The following is a 16,010-nucleotide window of genomic DNA, read 5'->3' as shown; positions in this document are numbered from 1 at the left end:
CGTGCGAGCGTCATCAAACGGGTGACGCAGGCTCAACCCGGCTTTCACCTTTGAAAGCAAGGTCCAAACACGCAAGATCTTGACTAATGAGACAGACAGGCGACACGCCCTGGGAAACCAACGTGACCCAGCTCGCTTTACAAGTACGGAATCCGAAGGTTAACGGCCATTGACGTGCTGATTTTCGTCGGGGTCCAATGCAGCGCACCGGGAGACGACAAGCAAGGACGACCCAGCCTCCGGAGGCGATAGCGCTCCCGCCCGAACCACTGCCGCACGAGTCGATCGGATCCGCCGCATGACCGACACGCTCCGCCCTGTCGAGAACTCCGTCGCCCAGGCACCTGAGAGCAGTCCCCAGACCCTCAAGCGTTCCATCGGCATCGTCGGCGGCACCCTGCTCACGCTCTCGTGCGTGACGCCCGCCTCCACGCTCTTCGTGGTCGTCCCCGACCTGTTCGGCTCGCTCGGCACCGCCACCGCCCTCACGATCGCCATCGGCTCCCTCCTCTGTATCGCCGTGGCGTTCTGCTACTCGGAGCTGGGCACCCTGATCCCCAGCGCCGGCGGCGAGTACGCCATGGTGTCGACGCTCGCCGGACGGCTCGCGGGCTGGCTGGTCTTCGTACTGTCCCTGCTGGTCGTCATGATCGTCCCGCCGGTGATCGCCATGGGCACCGCGGACTACCTCGCACCGGTCGTCCATCTCGACCCGTCGATGACGGGCGCCGGTGTCATGCTGCTCGCCACCCTCGCCGGACTGCTGGACCTGCGGGCCAACGCCTGGATCACCGGCATCTTCCTGGTCCTGGAAGTGGTGGCCGCGGGCGTCGTCGCCGTCCTGGGCTTCAGCCACAGCCAGCGCGGCCTCGGCAGCCTGGTCTCGATGCAGGTCGCCGGCTCCGGCGGGCACACGGACACCGTGACGGCCATGCTGGTGGTCTCCGGGCTCGCCATCGCCCTCTTCGTCACCCAGGGCTTCTCGACCGCCGTCTACCTCTCCGAGGAGCTGGAGAACCCGCGCCGCAACGTCGCCCGCACGGTCCTCGCCACCCTCGCCATCTCCACCGTCGTCATCCTGGTGCCGGTCGTGGCCATCACCATGGGCGCCTCCGACCTGAAGGCGCTGACGAGCGGCGACATCAGCAGCATGGTCACCGCCTGGTCCAACTCGGCCGTCGGCACCTTCGTGAGCCTGTGCGTGGCGCTCGCCATCATCAACGCGGGCATCGTGATGGTCATCCAGAACTCCCGCGTACTGTTCGCCTCCGCCCGCGACAAGGCCTGGCCCGAGCCGGTCAACAACGGCCTCGCCAAGCTCGGCCGGTTCGGCTCCCCGTGGGTCGCCACCCTCGTCGTCGGTGTCCCGGGCGCGCTGCTCTGCTTCGTCAACCTCGACACCCTCTACGGCGTCACGGGCGTCTCGGTGACCGCCATGTACCTGCTGGTGGCGGTCGCCGCCCTGCTCGCCCGGCGCGGCGCGCACCGGCACACGCCCGCATGGCGGATGCCGCTGTGGCCCGCGATGCCGCTCCTGCTGATCGCGGTCCTCGCCTACATCCTCAGCCGGCAGGAGGTCGGCTATCTGCTGTGGACGGGCGGCATCACGGCGGTGGCCACCCTGTACTGGGCGCTCTACCTCCGCCCCCGCCGCGAGACCCGCTGGCTGGTGTCGATCCCCGAGGACGCACAGGCCTGAGCCCCTCGGGACGGGCTACCCCTGCCGGCGCCCCGGGCGGCGATGGGACGCCATCCACGCCACCGCGTGATCCATGGCGTCCCTGACACCGAAGACCCGGGCGTCGGCGCTTCAGGCCCGGCCCGCCGTCACGGGTGCCCCGCTCTGCTCGAACGACGCGCCCAGCACCGCGAAGTCGCTGTCGTCGAGGGTCACGTCCGTGTAGCTCCACCAGGTCCGCTCCCCCGGACCCGGACGACGCAGTGGTACTCCTGCATCGGCTTCTCCGGCATACGGTATACGGCCAGGTGGAACGCGGTGCAGGGGGCGAACCCCACGCCGATGAGCAGTACTTGGGACCCTTCCTCGTACAACCGGGCCAGCGGGGAGCACTCCCCTAGATGGCAGCGGGGAGAATGGCCGGAGACGATCCGCCGGGACAGGGGGGCCGACGGCTGCGAAGGACGTCTGCGGATGATCGCTGCGCAGCGCCTCGGGATGGGTCCGCACCTCCTCCGCCAGCCGCCCCGTCGACACGGCCGGGGTACGCCGGCGGTCGTACGGGGCATCGTGCTCCGCACCTCCGCCACCTGCCGCTCGGTCAGGCCTTGGATGCGCCTGCGGTAGGCGAGGGACGTGTCGGAGTTCTCCGGGGTGAAGGTGGGCACCACCAGGGTGCCTTCCGGGCCGAGAGCGGTACGCAGCGCCCGCAGGACCGCGCGGCTCCTGCCGTGCACCGGGCCGAGGCTGCGCAGCGAGGCGTGGGCCAGCAGCACCCCGCCGGGGCGGATGCCGAGCGCGCGGAACTCCTCGGTCAGGACCTCCTCGCCTTTGGCCGGCCGGTGGGGGCGTCCGTCGAGCTTGTGCATGGATGACCTTTCCGGGTCGGCGTTCCCGGACGCGTCAGGCGTCCGGGAGCCGGTCCTTGACATGGGTGATCAGAGCCATCAGGTCGCGACAGTAGACCGAGGGATTGGCGAATCCGGAACCCGAGCGGTACCGGTGGGCGTACAGCCCGCCGCCGCACACCTCCACCACCGGACAGGACCGGCAGGTGCCGCAGAGCCCGGCGAGACCGCGCCTGCGTTCCCGCAGACCGGGGTGGCGGGCGACCTCGTCGAGGCTGTGCGAGAAGACGTCCATACCGGTCGCGGGCGCGCCGTCGTAGGCCGTCTTCAGCGAGTCCGCCTGTTCGAAGGTGCTGTCGGTCTCGACCACCACGAGGTCGACCGGGTCCGTGCCCAGGGACTCGACGAGACTCGGGCCGCCCGCGAGCAGGCTGAGGATCGAGTCGAACATCCGCACGGGCACCGGGCGGCCTGCGGCGAGCCATCGGTCGGCGACGACGGCCAGCCAGTCGGCGTACGGGGTCCGTTGCCCGCCGGGGCGGCTGGGCGGGTTGTCCCCGGTGGCGTGGGGCAACAGGAAATCGATCTTCGGAGGGTCCAGTTCCAGGAGGGCCGAGTACACCCGCAGCGGGTCGTTCTCCCGGTCGACGGTGCACAGCAAACCCGCGAACAGATGGCGGTAGCGCGGGGTCCGGAGCAGCCGCACCCCCCGCAGCACGCCGTCGTGACTGCCTCGGCCGTCGGCGAAACGGCGGTGGCGGTCGTGCGCCGCGCGGTCGCCGTCCAGCGACACCCCGACCCTGATGTCGTACTCCCGGAACAGCTCGCAGAATCGTTCGTCCAGACGGAGGGCGTTCGTCTGGATACGCAGGTCCAGCCGGCAGTGGCGGTCCAGGCCCCGGTGGAGTTCCTCCGCGACTTGCCGCAGCCGCGCGGGTCCGGCGAGGAGCGGTTCACCGCCGTGCAGGACGACATGGACGGCGTCCAGCCCATGGGCGGCGGCATGTTCGGCGATCCGCCCGGCGGTTCGCCGGATCACCTCGGGGGACATGACCGGTGGCCGCCCGCGCCAGCTGCGGTCGGCGTGCCGGTAGACATAGCAGTGGTCGCACGCGAGATCGCAGCGGCTGTGCACCTTGACGACGAACTGCCGTACGCACTGCGCGGGGGCGGCTGTGCCGTCCTGTTCAGATGCAGGAGTTGAACGAGACAGGCTGCTGTCGGTCATCGTCACGCCCCTCCGCCGCGGGGGCCGGATTACTCCGTCGCAGAAGGTGCGGACGACCGGACCGCAGAGCAAAGGACGTGACTCGAGTGCGGCGACGGGCATCCTCGTATGCCTGCCAGCGGATCTCCGCGGCCGCGATGTGTTCGCCTTTCGGCTGCACGTAGTAGTCGGCGCTCTCCAGGATGGCGCTGTGCATGCCGCCGTTCCTGATGTCCGACCACCCAGACGAACTTGCTGTTCATCGCCCGCACGCTCGTACTCACACGGCCGCTCCAGCCGATGATCGGCCGTACCGTCCTTGCGTACTGGGCGCGCGCGAACACAAAACCGAGGGACACTGCCAAGAGGTTGGACAGCGCCTCGGGCGCGAGCAGGGAAAAACGCCACGGCCACTGTTCCTGGAGATCCGGGGAGATGTTCTCCCTCACCATTTCCCAGACCATCAGGAGACTCAGCAGGGCGAGCAGGACGACGGGCGCGGTGAAAAGCAGCGGACTTCGGTGTACGCGCTGCTGACGGTCATCCAGATGACCTGATCCCGGCAGGACGGTGCCACCTGTCATTCGATTGTTTCCCGCTTTCGTTCAGCAGGCACTCGGGTGCGGCACAGTACGGCAGAGGCGGAATTCCGCTCCCAGGTGCATTTCCGGACACCTTGTGCCCGGTGTTTCTGCGGCCGGGGAGAAAAGGGGAGTTGCGTGGGACGGGCGAAGGCCCCTGGGGCCGGGACGGTCGCTGCGCCGCCGTACGACGGCTGCGGTACGCGGCGTCGGGTCCGTACGCCTGTGGGAGGGGCCGGAGTTCCGTCCGGCGGCTGCCGCGGTTGTCGGTGGCGGCCCTTACCGTTGACGCATGGATCTTCGACTGCCCGCGGTCCGGGGGCTGCGCCGAGGGGCCGTGGCCGCCGTCGCCGCGGTCGTCCTCGTGCTGGCCTGCTTCGGCACATGGTCGGCCGTCGCCTCGGACGACGCGCCCGCCGTGCACCGCTCCGACCGGATCATGGACATGGGCGGGGGTGTACGGATCGACACCTCGTACTTCACCGCGGGGTCCGCCGGCCGCCGCCCGGCCGTCCTGCTCGCCCACGGTTTCGGCGGCAGCAAGGACGACGTCAGAGGCCAGGCGGAGAAGCTCGCCCGGGACGGGTATGCCGTGCTGACCTGGTCGGCGCGCGGCTTCGGAAAGTCCACGGGAAGAATCGGGCTGAACGACCCCCGGGGCGAGGTCGCCGACGTCTCGAAGCTGATCGACTGGCTGGCGAAGCGGCCCGAGGTCGAGCTCGACAGGCCCGGCGACCCGCGCGTGGGCATGGCGGGCGCGTCGTACGGCGGGGCGATCTCGCTGCTGGCGGCCGGTCATGACCACCGGGTGGACGCGATCGCGCCGGCGATCACGTACTGGAACCTGGCGGACGCCCTGTTCCCGAACGGCGTGTTCAAGAAGCTGTGGGCGGGTGTCTTCCTGAACTCCGGCGGGGGCTGCGCCAAGTTCACCGCCGAGCTGTGCCGGATGTACGACCGGGTGGCGGAGTCCGGCACGCCAGACGCGCAGGCGCGCGCCCTGCTCCAGGCGCGCTCCCCGTCCGCCGTCGGCAAGGACATCAAGGTGCCCACGCTTCTCGTGCAGGGCCAGACCGACTCGCTGTTCCCGCTCGGCCAGGCGGACGCGGCGGCCAGAGCCGTCCAGGCGAACGGCGCACCCGTGGACGTCGACTGGATCGCGGGCGGGCACGACGGCGGCGACCTGGAGACCGACCGGGTGCAGGCGCGCGTCACGGCGTGGTTCGACCGCTATCTGAAGGACGAGAGGAACGTCGACACCGGGCCCGCGTTCCGGATCACCCGGCCCGGGGGCGTCGACTCCACGGACGGCGCCGTCCTGTTGCGCGGCGCGAGCGCGGACGCCTACCCCGGTCTGGAGAGCGGACGGCGGACGGTCCCGCTGACCGGTCGCGAGCAGAGCTTCGCGAACCCGGCCGGCGCGAGCCCGCCCGCGGTCTCCGCGCTCCCCGGCCTCGGCGGCTCCGGCGGCCTGTCCCAGCTGTCGTCCCTGGGCATCGGGGTGTCGCTCGACTTCCCCGGGCAGTACGCGCACTTCGACTCGGCCCCGATCCGCGACGACCTGTGGATCACCGGGTCGCCGACGGTGACCGTCCATGTGACGTCGACGAGCGACGACGCCGTGCTCTTCGGAAAGGTGTACGACGTCGGCGCGGGCGACGGCCGGCAGGTGCTGCCCGCGCAACTGGTCGCGCCCGTCCGGGTGTCCGGCGCCAGGAACGGCAAGGACGTCACGCTCACCCTCCCCGCCATCGACCACGAGGTGCAGAAGGGCCACCGGCTGCGGCTGGTGCTCGCCTCCACGGACCTCGGCTATGCGTCCCCGGCCGCGCCGGCCACCTACCGGGTCTTCCTCAAGAGCGGCCTCACTGTGCCGACGGCCCCGGGTGTCACGACCGCGGCGGCCCCGCTGCCCTCCTGGGTGTGGTGGCTGCCGCTCGCCGGAGCGGTGGCCGCGGCGGCCCTGCTCCTGACGGGCCGTCGCCGTACGACGGCACCGGCCCCCGACCCCGCGCTCGCCGATGTCCCGTTGCAGATCACGGGTCTGAGCAAGCGCTATGCCAAGTCCGCCGACCGGTACGCGGTGCGGGACGTGTCCTTCCGGGTGGAGAAGGGCCAGGTGCTGGGTCTGCTCGGGCCGAACGGCGCGGGCAAGACGACGACGCTGCGCATGCTGATGGGTCTCATCAAGCCGGACGGCGGAGAGATCCGGGTCTTCGGCCATGCGATCCGCCCGGGCGCACCGGTGCTGTCGCGGGTCGGCGCCTTCGTGGAGGGCGCGGGCTTCCTGCCGCATCTGTCGGGCCGGGAGAACCTGGAGCTGTACTGGCAGGCGACCGGCCGCCCGCCCGAGGACGCACATCTGGACGAGGCACTGGAGATCGCGGCGCTCGGCGACGCGCTGTCCCGCGCGGTCCGCACCTACTCTCAGGGCATGCGCCAACGGCTCGCCCTCGCGCAGGCGATGCTCGGGCTGCCGGATCTGCTGATCCTCGACGAACCGACCAACGGTCTGGACCCGCCGCAGATCCGCGAGATGCGCGAGGTCATGATCCGGTACGCGGCGGGGGGCCGCACGGTCATCGTCTCCAGCCATCTGCTGGCGGAGGTCGAACAGTCCTGCACCCACCTGGTGGTCATGGACCGCGGCCGGCTGGTGCAGGCGGGGCCGGTGGGCGAGATCGTGGGCTCCGGCGACACCCTGCTCGTGGGGCTGGCGGCCGAGGTCGCCGACCCGCTGGTGGAGAAGGTGGCCGCGCTGCCCGGTGTCTCGTCGGCGACACGGACGGAGGGCGGACTGCTGGTGCGCCTCGCCCCGGCCACGGACCCGGGCGGCTCCCCGCTGGACTCCCCGGAGCCGGTCGCCGCCGCGGTGGCGGCCGTGAACCCCGGTGAGCCGGGCGTCCCCGCGGCCTCCCCCGGTGTCCTGCCCGGCGGGTCCGCCGAGCCGGTCGTCTCCGGTTCCGCGGCCGCGGCCCGGCTGCTCGTCGAGCTCGTCCGGCTCGATGTGCCCGTGTCCTCGCTCGGGCCCCACCGCCGGCTCGAGGACGCCTTCCTCACCCTGATCGGAGATTCCGCATGAGTGCGCTCGCCGAGCGGGCCGAGACGGCCGACGGATACCGGGCGCGGCGGACGCTCCCGCTCCGTGTCGAGCTGGTCCGGCAGTTGAAGAGGCGCCGTACGCTCGTCATGGGCGCGGTCCTGGCCGTGCTGCCGTTCGTGCTGGTCGTCGCCTTCGCGATCGGCGGCGACCCGGGCTCCCGCAACGGGCAGGTCACGCTCATGGACACGGCGACCGCGTCGGGCGCCAACTTCGCCGCGGTGAACCTCTTCGTCTCCGCCGGGTTCCTGCTCGTGATCCCGGTCGCCCTGTTCTGCGGGGACACGGTCGCCTCCGAGGCGAGCTGGTCCTCGTTGCGCTATCTGCTCGCGGCCCCCGTCCCGCGCGCCCGTCTGCTGTGGTCCAAGCTCGCGGTCGGACTGGCCTTGAGCCTCGCGGCCATGGTGCTGCTGCCGGTCGTCGCGCTCGCGGTGGGCACGGCGGCCTACGGCTGGGGTCCGCTTCAGCTGCCGACCGGCGGTGCCCTCTCCGCGGGCACGGCGGCCCAGCGGCTCGTGGTCGTGGTGGCGTACATCTTCGTCTCCCAACTGGTCACCGCCGGGCTGGCGTTCTGGCTGTCGACCCGGACGGACGCGCCGCTGGGCGCGGTGGGCGGCGCGGTGGGCCTCACGATCGTCGGGAACGTGCTGGACGCGGTCACCGCGCTCGGCCACTGGCGGGACTTCCTGCCCGCGCACTGGCAATTCGCCTGGGCGGACGCCGTCCAGCCCCGCCCCGAGTGGTCCGGCATGATCCAGGGCACGGCGATTTCCATAACGTACGCGCTGGTGCTGTTCGCCCTGGCCTTCCGCGGTTTCGCGCGCAAGGACGTCGTCTCCTAGGTCAACGGAGGATCTCCTACCGGTGTCGGCGGCCGCCCGCCGTGGCCGGTTCGAGATCCATCCGCAACGCCCCGTACCGCCCATCGGCGCCCCTTGCGCCGTCACAGTCACAGACATCGACCACAGACGTCGACGTCGACGGACGGAGGGGCACCGATGGGCGAGTACCGAACACGACGACTTCGCGGCACGCTGCTCGCGCTCACACTCGCGGGCGGACTGCTGCTCAGCGGCTGCTCGGGGGGCGGAACGAACGGGTCGGGCAGGTCGAGCACGTCGAACGGCTCGCTCCCCTTCCCCGCGTCGGCGCCCAGCTCGGCGCCGGACGGCCGCGAGAAGGATTCCGGCCATCTGTCCACCTTCGCGCTGGACGTCGACACCGCCTCGTACGGCTATACGCGCCGCACCCTCGCGGAGGGCCGGCTGCCGGAGCCGACGACGGTTCGCCCGGAGGAGTTCGTCAACAGCTTCGACCAGCACTACGAGCGCCCGGCGGGCAACGGCTTCACGGTCACCGTCGACGGCGCCCGCACCGGGACCGACGGCTGGTCCCTTCTGCGGGTCGGACTCGCCACGCGCGCCGCGCAGCCGGAGGCCCAACGCCCGCCCGCCGCGCTGACCTTCGTCGTCGACGTCTCCGGATCCATGGCCGAGCCCGGCCGGCTCGACCTGGTCAGGGACTCGCTCGGCATGCTGACGGACCGGCTCCGCGACGACGACTCGGTCGCGCTCGTCACCTTCAGCGACGAGGCACGGACCGTGCTGCCGATGACCCGGCTCGGCGGCCGTCGCGCCCGGGTGCACGACGCGGTGGAGGAGCTGCGGCCGACGGACTCGACCAACCTCGGCGCGGGCGTCCGCACCGGGTACGCCACCGCCGTGCGGGGCCTGCGGCCGGGTGCCACCAACCGGGTCGTGCTGCTGTCCGACGGGCTCGCCAACACCGGTGACACCGAACCCGGCACCATCCTGGAGCGCATCGCGAACGCCCGCCGGGAACACGGCATCACTCTCTTCGGGGTCGGCGTGGGCAGCGAGTACGGCGACGCGCTGATGGAACGTCTCGCCGACCGGGGCGACGGCCACACCGTCTACGTCTCGACCCCCGAGGACGCGCAGCGCGTCTTCAGCGACCAACTGCCGCAGAACGTCGAGCTGACGGCCCGGGACGCCAAGGCACAGGTCGCCTTCGACCCGCGGACCGTACGGGAGTTCCGCCTCATCGGCTACGACGACCGGCGCGTCGCCGACCGGGACTTCCGCAACGACCGCGTGGACGGCGGCGAGGTGGGCCCCGGTCACACGGTCACCGCGCTCTACGCGGTCCGCACCCGGCCCGGCGCCGACGGTCATCTCGCCACGGCGAGCGTCCGCTGGCTGGACCCGGCCACCCGCGCCCCGCACGAGGAGTCCGGCCAGATCGAGACCGGCTTCCTCGGCGACGACCTGGGGCGCGCCCCGTACGGGCTGCAGGTCGCCGCGGCCGCCGCGTACTTCGCGGACGACCTGCGCCGGTCCGCGTCGGAATCGGCCGCGCTCCCCGGCGCCCCCGGTCTGCCCGCGCTCGCCGAGCGCACCGACGCGCTGGCGTCGCGCACACGGGACGCCGACGTACGCGAGCTGGCCTCGGCGATCCGGCAGGCGTCCCGGCTGCGGGTCGCCGATTGACCGGGACACCGACCGACCGGGACGCCCGATCGACCGGGACGCCGATTGACCGGGCTGCCCGTCGACCGGCTGCCGATCGACCGGTCCGCCGCGCGCGGACCGTCGAAGAACCTCGGCGCGCACCATTGAATTCTCCTGACTCATGAGTAAGTTGACTCTGGAGTAAGTACGCATCTCCGCACCCGAGCCGCGACCGGAGCCGTTATGGGCGTACGCAGGGATCTGAAACGGGCACAGCAGCGCAGCGATCTGGCGGCCCGCACCGCGGTCGATCTGGTCAGGGACGCGGCCGGCGCGGTCCGCGAGGTACGCACCGCGCCACTGGTGCCGCCCGCCGGCACGGGCAGCACCGCCGATTTGCCCTTCGTCAACGCGGCCGAGGCACCCGACGCGGTGGTACTGCGCCGTCAGGAGGGCACCGGCTGGCGGCCGGTGACCGCCGGCGACTTCGCCGCAGATGTCACCGCCACCGCCAAGGGGCTGATCGCGGCGGGTCTGGAGCCGGGCGGCCGGGTCGCGGTGATGTCCCGTACCCGCTACGAGTGGGCGGTCCTCGACTTCGCGATCTGGGCGGCGGGCGGCCAGACGGTTCCCGTCTATCCCACCTCGTCCGCCGAGCAGGTCGAGTGGATCGTGCGGGACGCCGGGGTCCGCCTGGTGGTCGTGGAGACCGCCCGGAACGCGGCCACGGTCGCCGCGGCGACGGCCCGCCACCCCGAGCCCCCGCGGGTGTGGTGCCTGGACGCGGACGCCCTCGGCGGGCTCCCCGAACAGGGCCGGGACGTCCCCGGCGAGGAGGTCGCCAAGCGCCGTGGCGCACTCACCCCGGACACACCCGCGACGATCTGCTACACCTCCGGGACCACCGGAGCGCCCAAGGGCTGTGTCCTCACCCACGCCAACCTGCACGCGGAGGCCGCCAACACGGTCGAACTGCTGCATCCGGTCTTCAAGGAGGTCACCGGCCAGGACGCCTCGACCCTGCTGTTTTTGCCCCTCGCCCACATCCTGGGCCGCACCCTGCAGATCGCCTGTCTGCTGGCCCGCATCGAGGTGGGCCACTTCCCGAGCGTCAGGCCCGACGAACTCCGGCCGGCGCTGCGGTCGTTCCGGCCCACGTTCCTGGTCGGCGTGCCGTATCTCTTCGAGAAGATCCACGACACCGGGCGGGCCACCGCCGAGAGGATCGGCCGCGGCGCGTCCTTCGACCGCGCCGACCGGGTCGCGGTCCGCTTCGGCGAGGCGCATCTGAACAGGTTCCTGGGCACCGGCAAGGGACCCGGTCCCGGCCTGTACGCGGCGTGGGCGCTGTACGACCTGCTGGTGTACCGGCGCGTCCGCAAGGAACTGGGCGGCCGGATGCGCTACGCCATCAGCGGCGGCTCCCCGCTCGACCGCGACCTCAGCCTGTTCTTCTACACGGCCGGGATCGTCGTCTACGAGGGCTACGGACTCACCGAGACGACCGCGGCCGCCACCCTCGTCCCGCCCCTCGGCCCCCGCCCCGGCACGGTCGGCCTCCCGGTCCCGGGCGCGGCCGTCCGCATAGCCGACGACGGGGAGGTCCTGATCAAGGGAGGACTGGTCTTCGGCGGGTACTGGAACAATCCGGCCGCCACGGACGCCGTGCTCGCCGGGGAGTGGTTCGCCACGGGTGATCTCGGCGCCCTCGACCAGGACGGCTATCTCACCATCACCGGACGCAAGAAGGACATCCTCATCACCACGGGTGGCAAGAACGTCTCCCCGTCCGTGCTGGAGGACCGGCTGCGCAGCCGTTCGCCCGTCGGCCAGTGCATCGTCGTCGGCGACAACCGCCCGTATGTCGCCGCCCTCATCACACTGGATCCCGAGGCGGTCGCCCACTGGCTCGCCGTACGGGGGCTGCCCGCGGACACCCCGCTGTCGGAGGTCGTCCGTGACCCCCGGATCCGCGCGGACGTCCAGAAGGCCGTCGACCATGCGAACCAGGCGGTCTCCCGGGCCGAGTCCATCCGCAGATTCAGGCTGGTCGAGGGCGAGTTCAGCGAGGAGAACGGGCTGCTCACGCCGTCCCTGAAGATCAGGCGCCAGGCGGTGACGACGGCGTTCGCACGGGAGATCGAGGAACTGTACGAGAACTGAGCGGCCGGGCCGCGCCGGGGCAACCGCCCGGGCCACTGCGAGCGCAATTGCCGTTCCCCGAACGGCCGACCGGGTGAATCGCCGAAACCATCGGCGACACACCTGGTTGGTGGCAGAGCAGAACACATGTCTCTGCCAGGAAAGGAACGCGAGAAAATGCTCAAGCAGGCAATGGCCGTGGCAGCGGTCGTCGCTTCCGTCCTCGGTGCCACGGCGGTGGCCGCACCTGGGGCGCTTGCCCTCGGCGACGACGGGCGCACCACGCCCGCCGGGGCGGCAGCCGCCCCGGCCGTCGACTCGGCCACCGTCCAGGGCGCGCTCACCGACCAGGCGACCGGGGACGGCACGAGTCCCCAATCCTCCCTGGTGCAGGGCTCCTTGGACCGACTGGGGGCCGGTCTGCCGACGCGGACCGACACCGGTTCGGTGGTCAGTGCCGTACCGGTTTCCACCCAAGGCACGCCCTTTCTGACGGGCGGTCGCGCGAGCGCCGGCTGAGTACCCCGCGTCAATACCCGGTATTCGCCTTGGGTGTGAATTCGACGATGGCATTCGGGTGAATTGCCCGGCGCCCTCCGATCGGGAGTTGCTTCGGTCGTCTATTCCTCGTTTCACAGACTGCAGGTCGTGCGGCGAGCCGTTCAAGCTGTGCTCGCTCGGTTTCGGCCGTCACAGGGGCACGACCGCAAAGAAGGGAAAATACGTGAAGCACAAGAAGAGCGCGGCCGTTGTCGCCGGCGCCATCATGGCGCTCGGCATGGCCGCTCCGGCCATGGCCGACTCGGGTGCCGAGGGTTCCTCGACCGGCTCCCCGGGCATCGCCTCCGGCAACGTCATCCAGGTCCCCGTGGACATTCCGGTGAACGCCTGCGGCAACACCGCCAGCGTCCTCGGGCTGCTCAACCCGGCCGCCAACAACGCCTGCGCGACCACCTGACGCCATGGCCGCCGACGGCTGACGTCGTCATGCATCAGCTGCCCGGCTGTGTCTCGGCCGGCCTTGGACTCCTCTTCCCGGTTCCAGGGCCGGCCTTCCCACTTCACCCACTTCTACCAGCAGGAAGACAACGAGATTGCGACAGACCCTGAGCAGGGGAATGGTCGCGGCAGCCGCCGCGACGGGCATTCTGTCCCTGTGCGGCAACCCGGTGTACGCGGACTCGCACGCCGACGGCACTGCGAACGGATCGCCCGGCGTCGCCTCCGGCAACAGCCTCCAGGTCCCGGTGCACGTCCCGGTCAACGTCTGCGGTAACACGGTCAACGTGATCGCCGCGTTGAACCCCGCGTTCGGCAACGCCTGCGGCCACGCCTCCGGCGGGCCGGCCTCCTCCACGGGCGCGCACGCCACCGGCGCCACGAGCGATTCGCCCGGTATCGGCTCGGGCAACAACGTCCAGGTCCCGGTGCACGTCCCGGTCAACGCCTGCGGCAACGGCGTCAACGTGGCCGCTCTGTTGAACCAGGCGTCCGGCAACTCCTGCGGCGAGGCCTCCGACACCGGAGCCTCCTCCACGGGCGCGCACGCCACGGGCAGCACGAGCGGCTCGCCCGGTATCGGCTCGGGCAACAACGTCCAGGTCCCGGTGCACGTCCCGGTCAACGCCTGCGGCAACGGCGTCAACGTGGGCGGCCTGTTGAACGAGGTCACCGGCAACTCGTGCGGCCCCGACACCGGCTCGGGCCAGACCTCGAACGGCGGTCCGGGCGACCACGGTACGCAGACGCCTCCGCAGAACCCGCAGACGCCGCCGCAGACGCCGCCGCAGAACCCGCAGACGCCGCCGCAGATGCCGCCGCAGAACCCGCAGACGCCGCCGCAGACGGTTCCGCAGAACCCGCAGACGCCGCCGCAGACGGTTCCGCAGAACCCGCAGACGCCGCCGCAGATGACGACGCCCCACGAGCCGCAGGCGCCGGGCGTCACTCCGGCCGGCACGCCCGTCACCGCCGCGCACCCGGCGCCGGCCCTGGCCCAGACCGGCAGCGAAGGCGTGATCGCGGCCTCGGCCGTCAGCGTCGCGATGCTGGCCGGCGGGCTCGTCCTGTACCGGCGGGGCCGCGTCGCGTCCCGCTTCTAGCACGACGGGTGCCGGGCGTCCGCGTCCGGCACCCGCACCCCGTCCTCCGCAGTCCACGGCCCGGGGGCGGCACCCGTGACAGGGGTGCCGCCCCCGGGCCGTTCGCCGTCCCCGGAACGCGGCACACCGGCCCCGTTCGTCAGCCGTGTCACAAAGAACTCCGGCGCGTCACACATGTCCCGCGCGGACCGCTGTTCTGTCACACCCCGTTCACAGGCCCTGCCCGCCTCGGACCCCCCGTCGTTGACGGAGCACAGGTTCGTGATCACCAGCGCAGCGCCCGGCTCCCCCGTCGGCCTCCCCCGGTCGTCACCGCGGCGCGCGCGGGGAGGTGCTATTGATGGCCGACCGCCACCTCTGGTCGTACAAGGAGATCGCCGCGCACATCCGGGTGCAGCCGGACACCGTGAGGTCGTACCGCAAACACGGGCTGCTTCCCCCGCCCGACCATGTGGAGGGCGGAAAACCCTACTGGTACGCCGACACGGTCCGGGCCTGGGTCGCCGCCCGGCCCGGCAACCGCGGCCGCGGGGAGCCCTGACCCCTCCTTCCCCGTGAGCGGCCCGTCCCCGGCCGAGGGGCGGGCCGCTCACGGGGGAGCGTCAGGCCCACGGTTCGATGACGGTCACTCCGCTGCCCGGGGCCGTCCCCATGGCGGCCAGGGCCGCCGGGGACGCCTCCAGCAAGATCGCCGAGGTGACCAGGAGGTCGGGGCGCAGGACGCCCGAGCGGACCAGCTCCAGCAGAGGCGGATAGGCGTGGGCCGCCATGCCGTGGCTGCCGAGCAGCTCCAGTTCGAGGGCGATCGCCCGGGCCATGGGGACCGGGGTGGTGCCGGCGGGCGACGGCAGCAGGCCGACCTGGACATGACGGCCGCGGCGGCGCAGGCCGTTCACCGATGCCGCACAGGTGGCCGGGGAGCCGAGCGCGTCGAGGGAGACATGGGCGCCGCCGTCCGTCAGTTCCCGGACCGCTTCCGCCGTGTCCTCGGTGCGTGTCGCGTCCACGCACTCCGCCGCCCCGAACTGCCGTGCCAGTTCCAGGGCCCGGGGCGACACGTCGACGGCCACGACCCTCGCCCCCGCGGCCGCCGCGATCATCACCGCGGACAGGCCGACGCCCCCGCAGCCGTGCACGGCGACCCACTCCCCCGCCGCCGTCCGGCCCTGCCCCACGACCGCGCGGAACGCCGTGGCGAACCGGCACCCGAGTGCCGCGGCCGTCCGGAACGACAGTTCCTTCGGCACCGCGACCAGATTCACGTCCGCGTGCTCCAGGGCCACGTACTGGGCGAAGGATCCCCAGTGGGTGAACCCCGGCTGGGTCTGGCGCTCGCACACCTGCTGGTCGCCCGCCGCACAGGACGGACAGCCGCCGCAGGCACAGATGAACGGGACCGTGACCCGGTCGCCGGGGCGCCAGCGGGTCACCCGGGAACCCGCCGCCTCGACGACGCCGGCGAGTTCGTGCCCGGGCACATGCGGGAGCGCGATGTCCGGGTCGTGCCCCATCCAGCCGTGCCAGTCGCTGCGGCACAGGCCCGTCGCCTCGACCCGTACCACCACCCCGTGCTCCGAAGGCTCCGGATCCTGCACCTCGCGCACCTCGGCCGGCTCCCCGTACCGCTCGAACACCACCGCACGCATACGACCGCACCCTCCGCCCTCGTCCCGCGCTCCCGGGCGGCCCCGGGGGCGCCTCTCCGGCGGAACGCTAGCCGAGGAGGGGGACGCGGGCCGAGGAACGGTCACCGGACGCCGTTTCGCCGGGCGTTCCGCCGGACGGGCGCACCGGTCGCCGCCACCGTGCGGTCCGCCCTGCTGGTGGCGGATCCCGGCCCGATCATGTCCCCCAAGGCGTCCCACCGCCCGGCCCCTGCGA

At 72.0% G+C, this 16,010-nt stretch carries 12 protein-coding genes and 2 pseudogenes; 10 read left to right on the top strand and 4 right to left on the bottom strand.

From position 1 onward, the window contains the following. Positions 1 to 298: 298 nt before the first annotated feature. Complete coding sequence (locus AB0L95_RS14460; RefSeq protein ID WP_365161699.1) at positions 299 to 1,699, top strand: APC family permease; 1,401 nt, start codon at positions 299 to 301, stop codon at positions 1,697 to 1,699. 191 nt (positions 1,700 to 1,890) lie between these two features. On the opposite strand, the gene AB0L95_RS14455 is transcribed toward AB0L95_RS14460, so the two are convergent. The 3 genes and pseudogenes from AB0L95_RS14455 to AB0L95_RS14445 form a co-directional block, all read right to left on the bottom strand. Then, entirely contained in the window at positions 1,891 to 2,247 is a 357-nt protein-coding gene (locus tag AB0L95_RS14455; RefSeq protein ID WP_365161910.1) for an AAC(3) family N-acetyltransferase, read from the bottom strand. Continuing rightward, positions 2,183 to 2,547, bottom strand: a pseudogene (locus AB0L95_RS14450) (AAC(3) family N-acetyltransferase); the annotation flags it as partial. The pseudogene AB0L95_RS14450 and the gene AB0L95_RS14455, both read right to left, overlap by 65 nt. A gap of 49 nt (positions 2,548 to 2,596) precedes the next feature. Further along, positions 2,597 to 3,739: pseudogene (locus AB0L95_RS14445) on the bottom strand (FxsB family cyclophane-forming radical SAM/SPASM peptide maturase); the annotation flags it as partial. 209 nt (positions 3,740 to 3,948) lie between these two features. Here AB0L95_RS14445 and AB0L95_RS14440 point away from each other — a divergent pair. From AB0L95_RS14440 to AB0L95_RS14400, 9 genes are all read left to right on the top strand, one after another. Further along, on the top strand, positions 3,949 to 4,290 hold the full coding sequence (locus AB0L95_RS14440) for a hypothetical protein (RefSeq protein WP_365161698.1): 342 nt from the start codon (positions 3,949 to 3,951) through the stop codon (positions 4,288 to 4,290). Between the two features lie 316 nt (positions 4,291 to 4,606). Beyond that, a complete protein-coding gene (locus AB0L95_RS14435) occupies positions 4,607 to 7,396 on the top strand; it encodes an alpha/beta fold hydrolase (RefSeq protein ID WP_365161696.1) in 2,790 nt (929 codons plus the stop codon). Beyond that, positions 7,393 to 8,256, top strand: coding sequence for an ABC transporter permease (locus AB0L95_RS14430; RefSeq protein WP_365161694.1), 864 nt, complete (start codon positions 7,393 to 7,395; stop codon positions 8,254 to 8,256). Before AB0L95_RS14435 ends, AB0L95_RS14430 begins: the two co-directional genes overlap by 4 nt. A 156-nt stretch (positions 8,257 to 8,412) precedes the next feature. Beyond that, complete coding sequence (locus tag AB0L95_RS14425) at positions 8,413 to 9,924, top strand: von Willebrand factor type A domain-containing protein (protein WP_365161692.1); 1,512 nt, start codon at positions 8,413 to 8,415, stop codon at positions 9,922 to 9,924. A gap of 204 nt (positions 9,925 to 10,128) precedes the next feature. Beyond that, on the top strand, positions 10,129 to 12,048 hold the full coding sequence (locus AB0L95_RS14420) for an AMP-binding protein (RefSeq protein WP_365161691.1): 1,920 nt from the start codon (positions 10,129 to 10,131) through the stop codon (positions 12,046 to 12,048). A gap of 156 nt (positions 12,049 to 12,204) precedes the next feature. Further along, positions 12,205 to 12,546, top strand: coding sequence for an RdlA protein (locus AB0L95_RS14415; RefSeq protein WP_365161689.1), 342 nt, complete (start codon positions 12,205 to 12,207; stop codon positions 12,544 to 12,546). A gap of 247 nt (positions 12,547 to 12,793) precedes the next feature. Beyond that, positions 12,794 to 12,985: a chaplin gene (locus AB0L95_RS14410; protein WP_365161908.1), complete on the top strand. Its 192-nt coding sequence runs from the start codon at positions 12,794 to 12,796 to the stop codon at positions 12,983 to 12,985. 136 nt (positions 12,986 to 13,121) lie between these two features. Continuing rightward, entirely contained in the window at positions 13,122 to 14,129 is a 1,008-nt protein-coding gene (locus tag AB0L95_RS14405; protein ID WP_365161687.1) for a chaplin family protein, read from the top strand. A gap of 340 nt (positions 14,130 to 14,469) precedes the next feature. Further along, on the top strand, positions 14,470 to 14,670 hold the full coding sequence (locus tag AB0L95_RS14400) for a MerR family transcriptional regulator (protein WP_365161685.1): 201 nt from the start codon (positions 14,470 to 14,472) through the stop codon (positions 14,668 to 14,670). Positions 14,671 to 14,731: 61 nt separating this feature from the next. Here AB0L95_RS14400 and AB0L95_RS14395 read toward each other — a convergent pair whose 3' ends face one another. After that, positions 14,732 to 15,775, bottom strand: coding sequence for a zinc-dependent alcohol dehydrogenase family protein (locus tag AB0L95_RS14395; RefSeq protein ID WP_365161683.1), 1,044 nt, complete (start codon positions 15,773 to 15,775; stop codon positions 14,732 to 14,734). Between the last annotated feature and the right edge of the window lie 235 nt (positions 15,776 to 16,010).

The sequence above is a fragment of the Streptomyces sp. NPDC052036 genome, assembly GCF_040680495.1.
Taxonomy (GTDB): Bacteria; Actinomycetota; Actinomycetes; order Streptomycetales; family Streptomycetaceae; genus Streptomyces.
Note: the sequence above shows the minus strand (reverse complement) of the source record. Positions and strands in the feature narration are given on the sequence as shown.

Excerpts from the sequence above, each read along its gene's own strand:
- AB0L95_RS14460 (WP_365161699.1), top strand. The coding sequence starts at position 299 with ATGACCGACACGCTCCGCCCTGTCGAGAACTCCGTCGCCCAGGCACCT.
- AB0L95_RS14455 (WP_365161910.1), bottom strand. The coding sequence starts at position 2,247 with ATGCCCCGTACGACCGCCGGCGTACCCCGGCCGTGTCGACGGGGCGGC.
- AB0L95_RS14440 (WP_365161698.1), top strand. The coding sequence starts at position 3,949 with ATGCCGCCGTTCCTGATGTCCGACCACCCAGACGAACTTGCTGTTCAT.
- AB0L95_RS14435 (WP_365161696.1), top strand. The coding sequence starts at position 4,607 with ATGGATCTTCGACTGCCCGCGGTCCGGGGGCTGCGCCGAGGGGCCGTG.
- AB0L95_RS14430 (WP_365161694.1), top strand. The coding sequence starts at position 7,393 with ATGAGTGCGCTCGCCGAGCGGGCCGAGACGGCCGACGGATACCGGGCG.
- AB0L95_RS14425 (WP_365161692.1), top strand. The coding sequence starts at position 8,413 with ATGGGCGAGTACCGAACACGACGACTTCGCGGCACGCTGCTCGCGCTC.
- AB0L95_RS14420 (WP_365161691.1), top strand. The coding sequence starts at position 10,129 with ATGGGCGTACGCAGGGATCTGAAACGGGCACAGCAGCGCAGCGATCTG.
- AB0L95_RS14415 (WP_365161689.1), top strand. The coding sequence starts at position 12,205 with ATGCTCAAGCAGGCAATGGCCGTGGCAGCGGTCGTCGCTTCCGTCCTC.
- AB0L95_RS14410 (WP_365161908.1), top strand. The coding sequence starts at position 12,794 with ATGGCGCTCGGCATGGCCGCTCCGGCCATGGCCGACTCGGGTGCCGAG.
- AB0L95_RS14400 (WP_365161685.1), top strand. The coding sequence starts at position 14,470 with ATGGCCGACCGCCACCTCTGGTCGTACAAGGAGATCGCCGCGCACATC.
- AB0L95_RS14395 (WP_365161683.1), bottom strand. The coding sequence starts at position 15,775 with ATGCGTGCGGTGGTGTTCGAGCGGTACGGGGAGCCGGCCGAGGTGCGC.